17 protein-coding genes and 1 tRNA gene are annotated in these 15,005 nt (G+C 55.8%); 2 read left to right on the top strand and 16 right to left on the bottom strand.

Annotation, left to right across the window (positions count from 1 at the left end; translation table 11 throughout):
• On the top strand, nt 1-624 hold the full coding sequence (locus tag L0H14_RS00990; RefSeq protein WP_301416295.1) for a molybdenum cofactor guanylyltransferase: 624 nt from the start codon (nt 1-3) through the stop codon (nt 622-624).
• Here the strand turns inward: L0H14_RS00990 and L0H14_RS00985 are convergent.
• From L0H14_RS00985 to L0H14_RS00935, 11 genes are all read right to left on the bottom strand, one after another.
• Nucleotides 621-1,727: an ABC transporter ATP-binding protein gene (locus L0H14_RS00985; protein WP_301416297.1), complete on the bottom strand. Its 1,107-nt coding sequence runs from the start codon at nt 1,725-1,727 to the stop codon at nt 621-623. The two genes, L0H14_RS00990 and L0H14_RS00985, sit on opposite strands and share 4 nt — an antisense overlap.
• 1 nt (nt 1,728) lies before the next feature.
• Nucleotides 1,729-3,453, bottom strand: a complete 1,725-nt coding sequence (locus L0H14_RS00980; protein ID WP_301416299.1) for an iron ABC transporter permease — start codon at nt 3,451-3,453, stop codon at nt 1,729-1,731.
• A 6-nt stretch (nt 3,454-3,459) separates the two neighbouring features.
• Complete coding sequence (locus tag L0H14_RS00975) at nt 3,460-4,488, bottom strand: ABC transporter substrate-binding protein (RefSeq protein ID WP_301416301.1); 1,029 nt, start codon at nt 4,486-4,488, stop codon at nt 3,460-3,462.
• A gap of 36 nt (nt 4,489-4,524) precedes the next feature.
• Nucleotides 4,525-5,331 carry a metallophosphoesterase gene (locus L0H14_RS00970; protein ID WP_301416303.1) on the bottom strand — a complete coding sequence of 269 codons (807 nt, stop codon included), beginning with the start codon at nt 5,329-5,331 and terminating at the stop codon, nt 4,525-4,527.
• Complete coding sequence (locus L0H14_RS00965) at nt 5,331-6,044, bottom strand: tyrosine-protein phosphatase (protein ID WP_301416305.1); 714 nt, start codon at nt 6,042-6,044, stop codon at nt 5,331-5,333. The genes L0H14_RS00970 and L0H14_RS00965 overlap by 1 nt, the downstream gene beginning before the upstream one ends.
• A 144-nt stretch (nt 6,045-6,188) precedes the next feature.
• On the bottom strand, nt 6,189-7,079 hold the full coding sequence (locus L0H14_RS00960; protein ID WP_301421320.1) for a MurR/RpiR family transcriptional regulator: 891 nt from the start codon (nt 7,077-7,079) through the stop codon (nt 6,189-6,191).
• Nucleotides 7,080-7,085: 6 nt separating this feature from the next.
• On the bottom strand, nt 7,086-7,613 hold the full coding sequence (locus L0H14_RS00955; protein WP_301416308.1) for a histidine phosphatase family protein: 528 nt from the start codon (nt 7,611-7,613) through the stop codon (nt 7,086-7,088).
• Between the two features lie 218 nt (nt 7,614-7,831).
• Nucleotides 7,832-8,218, bottom strand: coding sequence for a 50S ribosomal protein L7/L12 (rplL, locus tag L0H14_RS00950; RefSeq protein ID WP_301416310.1), 387 nt, complete (start codon nt 8,216-8,218; stop codon nt 7,832-7,834).
• Between the two features lie 58 nt (nt 8,219-8,276).
• Entirely contained in the window at nt 8,277-8,798 is a 522-nt protein-coding gene (rplJ, locus tag L0H14_RS00945; protein ID WP_301416312.1) for a 50S ribosomal protein L10, read from the bottom strand.
• Nucleotides 8,799-9,069: 271 nt separating this feature from the next.
• Nucleotides 9,070-9,741, bottom strand: coding sequence for a response regulator transcription factor (locus L0H14_RS00940; protein WP_301421319.1), 672 nt, complete (start codon nt 9,739-9,741; stop codon nt 9,070-9,072).
• Between the two features lie 47 nt (nt 9,742-9,788).
• Nucleotides 9,789-11,006 carry a sensor histidine kinase gene (locus L0H14_RS00935; protein ID WP_301421318.1) on the bottom strand — a complete coding sequence of 406 codons (1,218 nt, stop codon included), beginning with the start codon at nt 11,004-11,006 and terminating at the stop codon, nt 9,789-9,791.
• Nucleotides 11,007-11,177: 171 nt separating this feature from the next.
• On the opposite strand from L0H14_RS00935, the gene L0H14_RS00930 reads away from it, so the two are divergent.
• A complete protein-coding gene (locus L0H14_RS00930) occupies nt 11,178-12,020 on the top strand; it encodes a DUF308 domain-containing protein (protein ID WP_301416318.1) in 843 nt (280 codons plus the stop codon).
• A gap of 115 nt (nt 12,021-12,135) precedes the next feature.
• Here the strand turns inward: L0H14_RS00930 and rplA are convergent, their stop codons facing one another.
• From rplA to L0H14_RS00905, 5 genes are all read right to left on the bottom strand, one after another.
• Nucleotides 12,136-12,846: a 50S ribosomal protein L1 gene (gene rplA, locus L0H14_RS00925; protein ID WP_301416320.1), complete on the bottom strand. Its 711-nt coding sequence runs from the start codon at nt 12,844-12,846 to the stop codon at nt 12,136-12,138.
• Between the two features lie 77 nt (nt 12,847-12,923).
• Complete coding sequence (gene rplK, locus L0H14_RS00920) at nt 12,924-13,355, bottom strand: 50S ribosomal protein L11 (protein WP_301416322.1); 432 nt, start codon at nt 13,353-13,355, stop codon at nt 12,924-12,926.
• 133 nt (nt 13,356-13,488) lie between these two features.
• A complete protein-coding gene (gene nusG / locus L0H14_RS00915; RefSeq protein WP_301416324.1) occupies nt 13,489-14,406 on the bottom strand; it encodes a transcription termination/antitermination protein NusG in 918 nt (305 codons plus the stop codon).
• 87 nt (nt 14,407-14,493) lie between these two features.
• Complete coding sequence (secE, locus tag L0H14_RS00910; protein ID WP_301416333.1) at nt 14,494-14,679, bottom strand: preprotein translocase subunit SecE; 186 nt, start codon at nt 14,677-14,679, stop codon at nt 14,494-14,496.
• A 116-nt stretch (nt 14,680-14,795) separates the two neighbouring features.
• Nucleotides 14,796-14,868 (bottom strand) — tRNA-Trp (locus L0H14_RS00905).
• Between the last annotated feature and the right edge of the window lie 137 nt (nt 14,869-15,005).

Raw genomic sequence — 15,005 nt, 5'->3', positions numbered from 1 at the left:
GTGGTCGCCACCGAAGATTCAAACCTTTTCGCCATTATTTTGGCCGGTGGCGCATCCTCGCGACTCCATGCAACCAGTCCCCTGCCCACGGTCGATAAACCCCTCCTGAGGTTTCAGGGCAAGCCCGTGCTCACCCATGTGATCGAAGCGGCAGCTGCTCGCGTCGTACCCGAGCGCATCGTCGTAGTCGGCCCCCAGTCGTTGCCGACCGGCAATATTGCCACGGTCTATGAGGAACCGCCACGATCAGGCCCCTATATGGGTGTATATACGGGACTGCAATACTTTGCCCAACAGTTTGGACCTGCAACAGTAGCGGAGGGGGTGCTGCTGCTCGGTGCCGATATGCCTCGTATTGCCCACGGGCTCACACAACTTTTCGACCACCACGATGCTGCAACACATGCGGGTGTGGCGATAACCCAGGCGGCCGGACGCCTCCAACCGTTATTATCGTATGTGCCCCGACCGCTGGCTGAACAAGTATTTGCCAAACCCGTAATCAATGCGGGGCTCATGAAAACGCTGCGAACCTGTGAGCATCGGGTCCTTGATGTGCCCGACGCCGCGGTGGCCGATCTGGATACCTATCAAGCTGCGATCGACGCCGGCATCACGTTCTAGGCGTATGCTCCATGGGCGGTCAGTGCAGAATCCTCAAACACATGCATCCGATCGATGTGGATGACCACGCGATCTGAGGTCTTGGGCACCAGTGCTCCGACCGGCGCGTAGACGTCGAATGTGCCGCCGTCCCAGTCGACGGAGATTTCGGTACCAAATCTACCAGCGAGCACAGACGTCACCGTCCCGACGGTCCTATCGGCCGGTCCATTGCCACGGAACGTTTCCAACCGGATATCCTCCGGAGCTACGGTAGTTCTGCAGCGGACGGCTGAGGTCTGTTCCTCGGGATGTGACACAACAGCATCGTCAGCGATATGGAGGTTTCTGTTGTCGGGATAGAACCGCCCGGCTGCCCAGGAGCCCTGCAGCACCGCCGCGTCCGACATGAACGCGGCCACAAAAGAATTCGCCGGGTTAGCAAGAATCTCGGCGGGCGGTGCATCTTGGACAATACGTCCGCCATTGAGCACAACCACACGGTCTGCCAGCGCCAGTGCCTCGGTACGATCGTGTGTCACATGAACGGTGGTGAGGCCTTCATCCTGGGTGAGACGGCGCAGTTGTTGGCGCAGCCGTGCACGCAACGGTTCATCAAGCGCTGACAGGGCCTCATCTAAGAGTAGTGCCTGTGGTTTCGAGACGATTGCTCGTGCCAGTGCGACACGTTGCCGCTGACCGCCAGACAGTGCGGCGGGTTTCTGCTGAGCATGCTCTGACAACCCGACTTCTTCCAGGACATCAGCAACTTGCCGGGTAATTGCTGTTTTTGCTACGCGTTTGCGTTGCAACGGATAAGCCACGTTTTGGAACACTGTGAGGTGTGGCCACACCGCATGTTCTTGGAACACCATGCCAAGGTCGCGTCGTTCGGGGCCAACCCAGGACTTGTCATCGGCCACCCGGGTACCACCGATATCCACCATGCCGTTGCTGGGCTGGAGGAATCCGGCGATGGTACGCAACAGCGTCGTTTTCCCCGACCCTGAGGGCCCGACCAGCGTGATGAACTCCCCCGGTTCAATACTCAAGTTGATGTCCCGCAGTCCCCGATGACCGTTGGGGTACACATGCTGGACGTCGGTCAGTTGGAGCTTAGCCATATTACTTTCCTTGTCGTTTCGAAGTCACAGCGGCCGTGATGCTCAATCCAGCTATCCCCACGATGGCAACAATCAGGGCCAATGCTGACGCCGCGTTGTAGTTCCCGGCCTGTTGTAAGTTGAAGATCGCTACCCCGAGGGTTTGCGAGCCAGGTGCCACAAGCAAAATTGAGATCGTCAGTTCTCGCACAGCAGTCAAAAAGACCATCACAGCGCCGGTGACAACTACCGGTGCGACAATCCTGCCGGTCACCCCGATGATGGCCCGCAGACGTGAGGCACCAGAAATGGTCGCAGCTTCCTCGAGCGTGGCTGAAACGCTGGCCAAGGGACCGCGGAGTTGCTGCACCACCAATGCGAGGAACGCCATCACGTAGGCCACTAGAATGACCACCGGCGTGTTGAAAATTCCTAGTGCCGGGGCAACGAGTAGCCACCCGACGGCTATCACCAGGCCGGGGAGCGCTTGAGGCAGGTTGGCGACGACATCGATACTGGGATTGACCGGATGGTTGGAACGAGCCAACAACAGTGCCACTCCCAGGCCGAGTATCGCGGTGATCACAGCGGCGCCCGCTGCCAGCATGACAGAATTCTGTATACCAGTCACCGCGGTTGGTGATGTCACCGCCGTGATGATGTTGTCCAGGGTAATGTTCTCCAAGGTCAAGGGAACACCGGGTGCTGGCAACAGGGCCTGACTCGCCAGGGCAAGCAGCGGCAAGATGGACACCACAATCACCCACAGCCAGGTCAAGACCATGGCAACGAAACCAAGCACACCGGTTTGATAGTGTCTGGTCGATGCTGAAGCTATGATTTGGGTTGATTGGGCGCGGCCGCGCTGTGCCAACAGGGCCACCAAAGCTACTGCCATCAACACCATGGAGATGGCCGAAACTTCTGGCAGTGGATTGGACGACGATGGTGAGGATAATTGCCGGTACACGAGCGTCGTCAACGTTGTATAGCGCTCGGGCAATCCGATCAGCGCTGGTATCCCAAAATCCGAAAGACTCGAGACGAAGGTCAGCATGAACGCCGCCGTCATACCCGGACGAATGAGTGGCAGGGTGACCGTCCGCAAGACGGTCCAGTTGCTCGCACCCGACATTCGAGCGGCTTCTTCTAAGTTGCCGGGCACCTGGCGAATGGCTGCGGAAATCACCAGGTAGGCAATCGGATAGGAGTGGATGGTCAACAGGAAGATGACGCCAGTGCCGCCGAAAATCGAAAACGTGTGGTCTATGCCCAACTGGGAGAGCAACTGATTGGCTGGCCCGTTGACTCCCAGCAGGGCCATCCAGGACATGGCCCCAATGAACGGTGGGATGAGGAATGGGATGAGGAGAAACCAGCGCAGGAGGTTCTGCCCCGAAAAACGGAAGCGTTCAAACACGACCGCGAACCCAACACCCAGTGCGGTGGCCGCGAGCGCCGACACCGCCGAAGAGACCAGCGAGTTGCGCGTCGCATCATAGACGGCAGGGTCCGTCAGCAGTACTGCGAAATCAGCTCGAGACCCCATCACTATGGTCGCCACAATTGGAACAACAACGACGCCGGCGAGTCCCAACAACACTGCAACTCGTAGGAGCCGGAGACCATCTGTACCGTTGATCCGCTGGTGCCAGCGTGGCGTAGGGGTGGGACTTACCGAGGCAGGGATCACCGGGTTCGAGGTCTCGGAGGCAACCTCACCGGGTGTGGGTTTGGTGTCAATCATAGGAATTTAGTCCAAGAGTGAGTTGAAGTGATCAACTGATTCGGACTGGATGTCAGCAATGTGGTCCAGGTCTGGGTCAAGGAGTTCTAGTTCGTCCATGGATGGGGCACCTTCTGGTACGCCAACGTCAGATCGCACGGGCAAGTAGGACTGTTCGACCGCAGTCGTTTGGCCTTCCTCTGAGATGAGGTAATCGATGAAGGCGTTGGCTACTTCAGGGTTTTCGGCATCGGAGAAAATGCCGGCCGGCTGCGAGACGTATGGTGCGCCATCGGATGGATAGACGAGATCGATTGGTGATCCCTGTTCGTTCAGTTCCCGGGCTAGGTAATCCACGACGACGCCAACGCCAGTGGTGCCATCAGCAACGGCTTGGCCTACGGGACCGTTCGATTCCAGAATGGTTGGGTTATTGGCCAAGAGATCTTCAAGCCATGGCTCCCCCAGCTTCTCGTCGTCGAGCCAGACGGCTGCGTTGAATGCTGCCGCACCAGATACGTCTGGGTTTGGCATAGAGATTTGGCCCTCGTATTCCTCATCGGTCATCTCCTGCCAGGACTCAGGAGGCGTGTCCATGATGTTGGTGTTGTAGGCCAATACGGTTGGGATGACACGTGTTCCAACCCAGTAGCCTTCCGGATCGACGTAGGTGTCCTCGAGCTCTGCTGCGTTGTCGACTTCAAGTGGGGCCAGCACGTCGTCTTCAACATATGCTTCAAACGTTGGAACATCCGCGGCCAGCAGCACATCTGCCTGAAGTTCGCCGGTTTCTTGTTCTGTGGCTATTCTGGCGGTGAGTTCACCGGTGCCAGCGCGGAAGGTTTCAACGGTGACCTCAGGATGTTCGCTGGTGAAGTCTGCGATAATTTCGTCGATTTTTTCTTGCGGTTCGGATGTGTATAACGTGATCGTGCCGGACAGTTCATCTGATGAACCTTCGGCCTTGGCTGTGTCGGAAGTGTCGGTCGAGCAACCGGCTAGCGCCAGTGCGGCCACGAGTGCAAATGGCAGTGCTGCTTTGGTGAAACGTTTCATCGTGTTCTCCTGATAACTGTGTGGTGTGAGATCGGGTTAGTTGGGTAGTGGACGACTAAACAGTGCGGTTGGAATGTCGAGTGGTACCGGAACGATGGCGTGCGTATCAGCAAAGAAGTCGATCACGCTGATGCCGGGCGCGTCGATGCCCTGCAACGTGCCTCGTGGTGCGTAGGCGTTTTGCTGGTACGCCAGCGCCGGTCCGCTCCAGACCGGAATCGCTCCGAGCATTGATGCGGTGGGGAAATGCAGATGCCCGCTGACAATCAGCCGAACATCTGTCGCTGTCAGGACCGCTGCCAAACGACGCGGATCAGCAAGACCCACCGTGGAGAGGAAGTCATGGGCTGTCGGTGTCGGTGGGTGATGCATCGCCAACACAGTGCCCGACGGGGCTACGGTTTGCAGTTCAGAGCCAAGCCAGTCCAGTTGTGTATCAGTCAGATGCCCCTGCAGAGCGCCCTGGCCGTGGGTGTTGAGCGTCATCACCCGCATATCGCCAATGCGGTACACATGGTCGCCGGGTTCCGGTCCGATAGCCACGGCCTGGTCTGTTCCATAAATATCTGCGTTCGGGTTGTCATGATTGCCCGGTAGAACTAGTACGGGGCAATCCAACTCTTGGCTGGCTTTGTCGATCAGGGCGGTGAGATCTGACGTGGCAAGACTCTCGCTGTTGTAGAGATCGCCCGTGACCAGTACGGCGTCTGGGGTGAAGTGGCCGGCTGCTGACAACGCGGTACATAGGCGCTGCCACGTATCAATGCGGTCGTAGAGGAGTTGGTCGTTACTGGTCAGATGCAGATCAGTAATGTGAATGAATCGAGCGTCAGCGGCGGCCATTAAGCGTTGCTCCCCACAGCAAAATGGGTTTCGAGCAGCGCCAGTTGTTCAGCCGAGACACCGTGTACTGCGAGATATTGCTTGGCCGAGCCGAACTTGGTGCCAACGAGTTCCAGTGCCCGTTGTAGCGCTGCGCCCGGAGAAGCCATATGCAACTGCATAGCGGTTTTGAAACCCTCCGGGTTATCCGCGAGTTCTGTCTCGAGTTGGTGGGTCACCTGTCGGCGATACGCAGGCGAAAGGTTGTCGGCCGATTGCGTGTAATCGGCCACGAGCACTTCGGTGGGTACGCCGGCGGCTGCCATCATCAACGCAACGACGAGCCCGGTTCGATCCTTTCCAGCCTTGCAATGCACAACGACCCGGCGGTCCATATACTGGATAATGGCTTGCACAGCGGCAGCTATTCGATTTCCGCGTTCCATCAGCAGCAGCCGATATACGTCATCGATCGCAGCGGCTAGCGGCACTTGGCCTCGATACAGCGGTACGTTGACGTACGTGTACTGGTCGATGAAATCTGATGCCTCGGCGATCTCATATGGTTCTCGCAGATCGATGACACAGGCAATGTCGTGTTGCTGCAGTTCTTGCTGTCCCGCCGGTGTCAGCTCAGAGAGCGCACCGGAGCGGAATAGTTGGGGCGCCCGCTGGTTCGGCAGCGCTCGAAAATTCGGCAACTGAACCAACTGTGCGATTGGCTGTGACGCCAAAACCTCACCTCGTTACAAGATTTCTAAAGTTCCGTAATTTGCTTACAGTCCTTATTGCAACGAACCAAGGTGAACGCGATGTGTCACCTGAAGCTATCTTGAGTAAAGTCTCAAATAACTATGTGCAGAACAGTGTGATCCTTGCTACTTGTCCTGCTGTTCCGTGAGTGTCCGGGCAAAGACATCGGCTAAAGCGTCCGAGGGCCCGAAAGCTTGCGGCTGCTGATTTCGTAAGACGGCCTGGTTGAGACCATTGAGTACAAGTGAATGAGCGATACGCCCGATGAGCGGCTCTGAAACAGGCGTTGGTGATGCCATGACCAACAACATATCTGTCAGTTCGGCCAGCGGAGACCGCGCAGTGCTGGTAATACCGATGACTGGGACCCGTGAAATCCGTGCCGTCTCTACCGCCTCGAGGGTGTGCTTATTGGCACCGCTATAACTCACCGCGACGAGCGCATCATGAGATGTCAGCAATCGGGCGCCGAACTGTTGTTGGAGCACATCGGTTGGCGCAACCGCGTCTCTGCCATACATCATGAAGCGCAGCGCAGCTTCCTGTGCCGGCATGGAAGATTCGCCCGAACCAATAAATACGATTTTCTGCGCAGCGTCGAGGACCTCTACGGCATCAGCAAATTGTTGTCTGTCCAATGTATCCGAGGCGGTCTGCAGCTCTTCAACTGCCGTCAAGAACACGTGGTCCATCACATCCGGAGCGGCATCAACCGGCGCGCCACCGGTGTCCGTGGCGCTCAGCGGTTCTTGCATGCTGAACCGGATGACGTCGTTGCGCAGGGCGTTATAACCGGGGTAACCAAGTTTTTGGGTCGTCCGCACGACAGTCGCAGAGGATGTATTGGCTGCTTGAGCGATCGCCATAGCACTGGATTGGGCAATGTGGTTCGTATCGGCCAAGAGCACTTCGACCACGCGTTGTTCCGTTGGAGATAATCGTGCAATGGCAGCTCGGAGATGTCCGATGAATGACCGGCGAGTTTTCGGAGTGACCTGATGGGACATGTGTGTCATCGTAGGTTAAAGGTCCTGGAAGAGTTCAGCCGGAAACTCACAGATGTCGCCATTGAGAATTTGTGGATGGTCGTACCCCAGGGCTGCTGAGAGTCCGAGTCGGAACAGCGCCCCGTGGCCAACAAGGATCACGTTACGGCTGCGGTGCCGTTCGGCAATGTGTCGAAAGGCATGGAGTGCGCGGTGTTGGACTTCTTCGTCAGATTCCTCGGCACACATAAGTTCGGTGAGTGTTTCTTCGTCGAAATCACCAAGATGGACGCCCTCGGCTGGCCCGAAATCACGTTCTATCAGATTATCGACGACGTGCACACGGGCGATGCCCAGGATTTCTGCAGCGCGTTGAACTGTCTGAACAGAGCGCGTGAGTGGTGAGGAGTAAATTGCATGCCAGTGTCCCATCCGTTGCAGAGTTTGTGCGGCTTTGGTGGATTCGAAATAGCCTTCGGCACTCAGCGGGTTATCCGTACGACCTTGAAGGAGTCGCTTCTTGTTCCACTCGGTGCGTCCGTGACGGACAAAGGCCCATTTCATAACCGTTCCTCGCCTAGAAGTCAGCTGCTATCTGTGTTTGTACGCCGCTGATGTTACCTGCGCTCAAGGTGCGGACTCTCTACAGGTGAATAATCGGCGACTAATAGGTGACAAGCAAGATGTTTCGGTGTTAAAACACTTCACCCCCGCTGCATGTACACAGCGAGGGTGAAGTTGAAATCAGATCAGAGCTGATGCTGACCGTAGCGGTCTGAAGTTTACTTCAGGGTTACGGTAGCGCCTGCGCCTTCCAGAGTTTCCTTGGCAGCGTCTGCGGCAGCCTTGTCAACGCCTTCCAGAACAGCCTTTGGTGCAGCGTCAACCAGGTCTTTTGCGTCTTTCAGACCCAGGGAGGTCAGAGCGCGTACTTCCTTGATGACACCGATCTTGGCATCGCCAGGGGATTCGAGGACAACGTCAAATTCGGTCTGCTCTTCTTCAGCAGCTGCGTCGTCGCCACCGGCTGGGGCGCCTGCAGCAACTGCAACTGGAGCTGCAGCGGTTACGTCGAATTCTTCTTCGAAAGCCTTGATGAATTCGGACAGTTCGAGCAGGGACAGTTCCTTGAACTGATCCAACAGTTCTTCAGTTGACATTTTTGCCATGGTATTGGCTCCTTAAAAGTCGTGTGTTGAGTTGAGGCGGCACGCGTGGTGCCATGAATTAGGCAGCTTCGTCTTGCTTCTCGCGCAGCGCTTCTGCGAGACGAACAGCCTTTTCGAGTGGGGCCTGGAACGTAGCGGCAGCCTTGGACAGGGAGCCCTTCATTGCACCAGCCATCTTAGATAGCAGGACCTCACGTGACTCGAGGTCAGCCAGCTGAATAACGTCAGCTTCTTCAAGTGGCTGGCCATCCATGTAGCCGCCCTTGATGACCAACTTGTCGTGGCCTTTGGCGAAATCACGCACTACCTTTGCGACGTCAACGGTTTCACCCGAGACGAAAGCGATTGCGGTAGGACCAGTGAGCTTGCCCTCGAGAGCAGTAACTCCGGCCTTTTCTGCCGCAATGGCAGTCAGCGTGTTCTTCGCCACGGCGTAAGTAGCGTTCTCACCCAGATCGCGACGCAAGGTCGTGATCTCATCTACGGTGAGACCACGGTATTCTGTGACTACAGCTGAGGATGAGTTGCGGAACAGTTCCGTCAGCTCTTCCACGGCTGCAGTTTTTTCAGCATTCGCCATGGCACTCCTTCCTTCGTGGATATGCCGGCCGCTCAAACACAAAAACGCCCCGTGCAGGTGCACAGGGCGCAAAGATTCTTGACTGCGTAGAAAACGCAATTGGTCTATGCTCTCATGTTCACCTGCGCGGGCCGCTCATATGATGAGCTTTTACAGTTTCATCCATTTTGCACAGATGAATACAACCGGCGGTCTTCGGTAGGCTTTACTTTACAGAGCACAAACACTGAATTGCAAATCGACAGTGTGCGACAGATATGACCAAGCGGATCTACACAGCGCCTTCGATATCCAATCGCGCTTGCCCCACAAAGAATGCTAATTGAGCGCCGTTGTCAGCACCGGATTTCTGCAACGCTCGAGTCACTGTCGATTTAACCGTATCGGCTGCAATATGGAGTTCAGTTGCAATCTGCTTATACGATTTTCCATGCCCGATCATATGGGCCACCTGCAGTTCTCGCGGAGTCAAGCTGCCGATCCGTTCACGTGCTTGAGCAATCTCAGGTGCAGTTGTCGGTTTCAGGAAGCTTTTTATCAGACGGCTGGTCGTCTGTGGAGAGACTATCGGGTCCCCCTCCGCAGCGGCTTGGATTGCGCGGGTCAGATAGGTCTCGGCATCATTTTTCAAAATGAATCCCACGGCACCAGCTTCAAGAGCCCCGCGCGTATAGGATTCCAGGTCAAAGCTCGTTGTAGCAATAACCCTGGGAGGGTTCAATAGGGTGTGAATGCGCCGGATGGCCTCAACCCCGTCAAACTCACCGGGCAGATATAAATCCATCACAACGACGTCGGGTCGAGTGTCACGGGTCTGTTGGAGAGCATCCACACCGTTTTGGGCGGTTGCAACGACTTCCAACGATGCCTCATCTTCAACGATTGCCACGAGATTGCGCAGCGTCATCGTCTCGTCGTCTACTATCAATACCCTCGTAAGCACATGCAAAGCCTAGCACCGAGGGTGGGACACGTTTAAGACCGGGTTGGTTATTCCACAGTCCATGGGAGTTTAACGGTCAGTCGGAAGTGTTCTTCCAGCAACGCTTCTTGCGCTGTTCCTCCCAGGAGTTGGGCACGCTCGGTGATACCCAGCAGTCCCGTCCCGGTTCCGCGATCGAAGTGCTGGGTGGAGTTAGTGCGGTTTGTAAATTCTAAAGAGACGCCGTGGCCTGGTTGTCCGTCGATGCGAACATGCACCGTTTTGTCTGCGCTATGACGCATCACGTTGGTCAGCGCTTCTTGGCTGATGCGTAAGACCGCGCGCTGCAGTTCGTCGGGTGCCGAATCGTAGCTGTCCAAGAGTACCTGCGGGTGGATCGTGAGCCCTTGTTGTGCGGCGTCGTCCAGGAGTGTTCGGAGGTCTTGGAAACCAGCAGGTGCAACTGATGGTACGAGGGGCTCTTGCTCCCCTTGATCGCGCAGCGATGAGACCAGAGTCCGAAGGTCCCGGAGCGCTTGGTCCGAATAGTGCTTGGTTTCTTGCAGGGCGGCGGCGAGTTCACCTTGATCAGTGACCGTCAGCGACTTTTGCATTTGTCCGGTTTGTAATGACAAGGCGGTCAATCGCTGGGCCAGAGTGTCGTGCACCTCGCGTGCCAGGTACTCTCGTTCTGTTTGGCGGGTCATTTCCGAAGAGATCACATCGCGGTCATGTTCCACGGCTTCTACTTCTGCGTGGGCCTGATCAATCTTGCGACGCTGACGAGTCATCAACGATATAGACAACACCAGACCGATAGCTGCGAACCCCAGGATGAGAATAATGAGAATACCTTCGGCTGTCGGTACATGATCTCCTTGTCTCAGGACCCCAAAGATATGCCAGCCCATGTTGAGCAGTATGGCCGCTAAACCACCGAAAGCGATGATCCATTGCCACCGCTGTTGGGCACGGACGATCCAGACCGTCAAGCCGATAGCCAGGACGAACGGGTCGCCTTGGACAATAACGGCATAGAAACCACCGATGATGATCAGCACCAGCGGTATTTTCCGATACCACGGGATGAATAATAGCAACAGTAAGGCCAGGGCTGCGCGCATAGCGCCGAGATCGCTGACCTCTTGCATCGTGGGATCGGTGTAGTTTTCTGGTGCGCTCATGCTCGCTAGAACGGCGACGATAAGGCCCGAAAACATCATCAGGGCTATGGTCAGTGTCTGTTGCAGCACAGACCAAATACGGTGTTTTATCGTCCTCGTCATGATTGTTCAGTCTATCCAGCCCACCGGGTTTCTGCGATCACACTTTTGGGGCAACGTGCATACCCGATCGGGTATCAAGTTCTACCCGAATCGTCCTGCAGCTGCCGGCGCATTATTCATAACGTGGGAAGCGTCAAAGGTTTTGAACTCACACCCGCAAGAAAGGTCGATATGACTACCGGTTCCGACATTTATCCACCATCCCAACAGGCTCAGACCCCTCCCCCAGCCAAGAAAACGCGAAACACAGTGGGCTTGATCGCGCTGATCACGGCCATTGTTGGTGCGGTCTTTGCGGTGATCCCGGGAGCATTGATTATCGGCTGGATCCTGCTGCCGATCGCTTTTATCCTCTCTATCGTTTCGCTCTTCTTAAAAAACCAGAAGCGCGGTCAGGGCATTGCGGCATTAATAATCTCTGTTCTCGGTACGGTCATCGGCGTCATCGTGTTCTTCGCGGTCGTCACCACCGCTGTGGACGAAGCCTTCAACGAGAATGTAGAAATCCAGTCTCCAGTTGACGGTGGTGAAGTCGAAGAGAGCATAGTCGGTGACGAAGCTGCAGCCGAGGAAGGAGCAAAAGAGGGCTCCCGAGAGAATCCGCTGGCCTTAGGAACGCCTATCAGCGAGTCTGACTGGGAAGTCACGGTCAATAGTGTGGATTTGAACGCCACCGATGCAGTCTTGGCGGAGAACCCACTCAATGACGCCCCGGCGGAGGGGCACGGTTACGTTCTGGCAAACGTCACTGCAACCTACATCGGTAACGAAGCAGCCGGTGACTCCCTTGGCGGTATCCGCGTGGAGTTTGTGACATCTGAAGGCAACTCTTTTGACAGCACCGCGAATATGGTGATTGCGCCGGACTACTTCAACCGGTCTGAGACGCTCTACGAGGGAGCATCGACCACGGGCAACTTTGCAGTTGAGGTGCCGCTGGATGATGTTGAAAATGGCAACATTCTGCTGTCACCAAGCATGTTTGGTGACGGGGTCTTCTTCGAAGTTCAATAGTCCCCGCTAGAGGCTTGTCTAACAGCAGCCAACAGGCATAGAAAAACGGGCCAGGAAGAATTACTCTTCCTGGCCCGTTTCAATCATTTAGTGCCCACGGTATGTGGGCGCTAATTTACTCGTCGTCTTCTGGGAGTACGCGAGTGACGTTTGGATCGATCTGAACGCCGGGGCCGAATGTGGTGGTTACAGTTGCTTTGGTGATGTAACGACCTTTGGCTGCGGATGGTTTCAGACGAAGGACTTCGTCAAGTGCTGTTGCGTAGTTCTCGGTGAGCTGTTCAGCGGTGAAGCTGGTGTTCCCGATAATGAAGTGCAGGTTCGCGTGACGGTCGACGCGGAAGTCGATTTTACCGCCTTTGATGTCCTGGACTGCCTGTGCAACGTTTGGTGTGACGGTGCCGGTACGTGGGTTCGGCATCAGGTTACGCGGGCCGAGGATTTTACCAAGGCGACCAACCTGGCCCATCATGTCCGGTGATGCAACGGCGGCGTCGAAGTCAGTCCAGCCACCCTGGATGCGTTCTACCAGGTCATCGGAACCAACGAAGTCTGCGCCAGCTTCTACTGCTGCTTCTGCGTTGGCGCCAGTTGCGAATACGACCACGCGGGCGGTTTTACCGGTACCGTGTGGCAGGATCGCGGTTCCGCGAACCATCTGGTCTGCTTTACGTGGGTCAACCGAGAGGCGCATTGCGACTTCTACGGTGGTGTCCTTGGAGGACGGGTTGACCTCTTGGGCTAGAGCAATTGCTTCGGCTGGTGCGTACGGGCGGTCTTCGACCTTTGCCGCGGCTGCCTTATATGCTTTGCTGCGCTTTGCCATCTGCTTGTTCTCCTTATGCAGTTGTGGTGTCGTCGGACCGCGCTCGGCCCTACCACGGGGATTTGAGAAGTTGTGAGTTAGTCTTCGACCGTGATGCCCATGGAACGGGCAGTGCCGGCAACGATCTTGGTTGCGGCGTCGATGTCGTTGGCGTTGAGGTCACGCATTTTAGTTTCGGCAATTTCTGCTGCCTGAGCCGTGGTGATCGAGCCAACTTTGACGGTGTGTGGGGTGCCAGAACCCTTTGCAATGCCAGCTGCTTTTTTGATCAGCTGTGATGCAGGTGGGGTTTTGGTGATGAAGGTGAATGAGCGGTCTTCGTAAACGGTAATTTCTACCGGAACGATGTTTCCGCGCATGGATTCGGTTTCGGCGTTGTAGGCCTTGACGAACTCCATCATGTTGACACCGTGCTGACCAAGTGCTGGGCCAACTGGTGGAGCAGGTGACGCTGCACCCGCTTCGATCTGGAGTTTAATCAGACCGGAGACCTTTTTCTTTGGGGCCATTTTGGGGTCCTTTTCTTCTTTGGATAACGCCAACCACAGGAGCGTGGGTGACGGGGCGATCACCGTGGCGCGGTGATCTGAACATTACGGGCCCAAACAAAGCCTTCGGGCCTGTAATGAAGTCTTTATGCGGTTATTCTCCCTTGGACACTTCGTGGAAGCCAAGGGTCACAGGGGTTTCGCGTTCGAAAATGGTCACAAGAACTACGAGCTGACGAGATTCAACTTTGACTTCGGAAATCGTAGCAGGCAAGGATTCGAATGGACCTTCCTTGACTGTGACGGAGTCGCCAACCTGGTAGTCCACGGATACCTCTGGTGAAGCTTCTTGGGCGGCCTCACCTTTGAGTGGCGCGCCCGCCTTCTCGGCTTCTTTCGCTGCCTCTTGGATCAGGGACGGTGCCAGCATGTCGAAGACTTCCTGCTGCGTCAGTGGCACTGGGTCATATGCGTTGCCAACAAAGCCGGTAACACCCGGCGTGTGACGGACCGCAGCCCAGGCATCTTCGGTCATATCCATGCGGACCAGTACGTAGCCTGGCACACGTACGCGGCTAATCACCTTGCGTACGGTGTTTTTGATCTCGACAACTTCTTCCATCGGAACTTCGATTTCATAGATGTCATCTTCGACTTCGAGGGTCTGGCTCCGTGTTTCAAGGTTTGCTTTAACGCGACGCTCATAGCCAGAGTAAGTGTGAATCACATACCAGTCGCCTGGAGCGCGGCGTAGTCGAGCACGCAGTTCGTCCGCGACTTGCTCAGGATCTTTCACAGCAGGTTCCTGTGGAACTTCGGTATCTACGGACGCGGCATCAAGATCTTGCTCAGCTGCGACTTCTTCAGCAACTTCAGCTGGATCTTTAACTGCTACCTCGTCGGCGTCAGAATCAGCTTGGTCGTCTACCTGCTCGTCGCTATTTTCGACGTCAGCGGCGGCTTCAGCGGGTTCTTGCTTCTCCTGTGCGACGTCGTCGTTCGCATCGTCAACCGAAGCGGCTACTTCTTCAGCCTCGGTTTCGAAATTTGGATCGAGTTCGTTCTCCGACACTAGGTATCCTGCTTTCTCAACGGTCAATCACGGGTATTTACTGACATCTTCACTAACGGGAAGTCCCCCGCGATGCATGTGAAGTTTTTAGAGGCCGTCAGAACTACCGAACACCCAGGATGCACCCATACCGAACAGCCAGTCGAGCAGGCTCACCAGCGCAATAATGATGACCACGAAGACCAGGACGGTTCCCGTCATTTTAATCAATTCTTGCCGGGTCGGGGTAACGACCTTGCGCATCTCATCGATGACTTGACGCAAGAACATCATGATGCGAGCAAAAAACCCGCGCTTCTCAGCGTCCGGGGATGTTGATGTATTGCTCACAGATCCTCGCTACATACGGTTTTGCTGATAGGTTCTTCGATTCTTTCGAACCTCATGCGCAGGGCAGACAGGACTCGAACCTGCAACCTACGGTTTTGGAGACCGTTGCGCTACCAATTGCGCCACTGCCCTTAGGTTTGATCGAACAAAAAATCTGGTGTGCGACTTACACCAGAGTCTCATCATAGCTAATGCAAGCCGCCTCGACAAATCCGGCAGGGCTATTTCAAAGTCGGGTGAGTTCTAGGGCGAGTTCTGGGTGGCGTCCG

The sequence above is a fragment of the Yaniella sp. genome, from assembly GCF_030453185.1.
GTDB lineage: Bacteria > Actinomycetota > Actinomycetes > Actinomycetales > Micrococcaceae > Yaniella.
This window is presented reverse-complemented; position numbering and strand designations above follow the sequence as displayed.

Bases quoted from the DNA above. Each gene is read 5' to 3' on its own strand.
- L0H14_RS00935 (WP_301421318.1), bottom strand. From the start codon at position 11,006: ATGACGAGGACGATAAAACACCGTATTTGGTCTGTGCTGCAACAGACA.
- L0H14_RS00975 (WP_301416301.1), bottom strand. From the start codon at position 4,488: ATGAAACGTTTCACCAAAGCAGCACTGCCATTTGCACTCGTGGCCGCA.
- L0H14_RS00930 (WP_301416318.1), top strand. From the start codon at position 11,178: ATGACTACCGGTTCCGACATTTATCCACCATCCCAACAGGCTCAGACC.
- rplK (WP_301416322.1), bottom strand. From the start codon at position 13,355: ATGGCCCCAAAGAAAAAGGTCTCCGGTCTGATTAAACTCCAGATCGAA.
- secE (WP_301416333.1), bottom strand. From the start codon at position 14,679: ATGATGTTCTTGCGTCAAGTCATCGATGAGATGCGCAAGGTCGTTACC.
- L0H14_RS00955 (WP_301416308.1), bottom strand. From the start codon at position 7,613: ATGAAATGGGCCTTTGTCCGTCACGGACGCACCGAGTGGAACAAGAAG.
- rplJ (WP_301416312.1), bottom strand. From the start codon at position 8,798: ATGGCGAATGCTGAAAAAACTGCAGCCGTGGAAGAGCTGACGGAACTG.
- L0H14_RS00960 (WP_301421320.1), bottom strand. From the start codon at position 7,079: ATGACACACATGTCCCATCAGGTCACTCCGAAAACTCGCCGGTCATTC.
- L0H14_RS00985 (WP_301416297.1), bottom strand. From the start codon at position 1,727: ATGGCTAAGCTCCAACTGACCGACGTCCAGCATGTGTACCCCAACGGT.
- L0H14_RS00970 (WP_301416303.1), bottom strand. From the start codon at position 5,331: ATGGCCGCCGCTGACGCTCGATTCATTCACATTACTGATCTGCATCTG.
- rplA (WP_301416320.1), bottom strand. From the start codon at position 12,846: ATGGCAAAGCGCAGCAAAGCATATAAGGCAGCCGCGGCAAAGGTCGAA.
- L0H14_RS00980 (WP_301416299.1), bottom strand. From the start codon at position 3,453: ATGATTGACACCAAACCCACACCCGGTGAGGTTGCCTCCGAGACCTCG.
- rplL (WP_301416310.1), bottom strand. From the start codon at position 8,218: ATGGCAAAAATGTCAACTGAAGAACTGTTGGATCAGTTCAAGGAACTG.